The sequence below is a fragment of the Planctomonas deserti genome, assembly GCF_003067705.1.
In the GTDB taxonomy this organism is placed as follows: domain Bacteria; phylum Actinomycetota; class Actinomycetes; order Actinomycetales; family Microbacteriaceae; genus Planctomonas; species Planctomonas deserti.
Window position 1 is genome coordinate 1 of the sequence record NZ_QANL01000047.1, and the last position, 719, is coordinate 719.

Annotated in this window: 2 protein-coding genes; both read right to left on the reverse strand. The window is 64.0% G+C overall.

All coding sequences use genetic code 11. The features are described from left to right. Window positions 1–100: 100 nt before the first annotated feature. The gene (rplR, locus tag DAI20_RS19445; RefSeq protein ID WP_005408212.1) at window positions 101–454 is read right to left on the reverse strand and encodes a 50S ribosomal protein L18; all 354 of its coding nucleotides are present in this window, start codon (window positions 452–454) and stop codon (window positions 101–103) included. Between the two features lie 86 nt (window positions 455–540). Then, on the reverse strand, window positions 541–714 hold the full coding sequence (locus tag DAI20_RS19450; RefSeq protein ID WP_497802637.1) for a 50S ribosomal protein L6: 174 nt from the start codon (window positions 712–714) through the stop codon (window positions 541–543). Between the last annotated feature and the right edge of the window lie 5 nt (window positions 715–719).

Genomic DNA, 719 nt, shown 5'->3' on the forward strand with positions numbered 1-719 from the left:
CGTCGTTCCGGTGGGCCACTGCAGAAGAATGGCGCCGTCCAGCCTCGCTCAGGCTGGCGAGCAGGCGGGCAGGAGACCACAGGTCCCCTGCCCTTATCCCTTAGAACTGCAGGCCGGCTTCGCGGGCGGCTTCTGCCAGGGCCTTGATGCGGCCGTGGTAGCGGTAGCCCGAACGATCGAAGGCAACCTTCTCGACGCCGGCGGCCTTGGCGCGCTCAGCGACGATACGGCCGACCTTGGCGGCGGCATCGGCGTTCTTGCCGTTCTTCAGACCTTCCATGACGTCGGTCTGGGTGGTGTTGGCAGCAGCCAGCACCTTGGAACCGTCGGCGGTGAAGACCTGGGCGTACAGGTGCTGGCCGGTGCGCAGCACCGACAGGCGGGCGACGCCGAGCTCACGGATGTGGGCGCGGGTCGACTTGGCGCGACGCAGGCGGGCGATGTTCTTGTTCATTTTGATTATTCCTTGAAAGCTGAAGGATGGGCTTTTCCCTGAGGAGTCCGCACATGGATGTGCGGGCTCTTGCGAGGGACTCGCACTTACGCCTTCTTGGCTTCCTTACGGATGATGACTTCGTCGGAGTACTTCACGCCCTTGCCCTTGTACGGCTCCGGCTTGCGGAACGCACGGATCTTGGCGGCAACTTCACCGACGACCTGCTTGTCAGCGCCCTGGACCAGGATCTCGGTCTGGGTCGGGGTGGTGATGGTGATGCCTT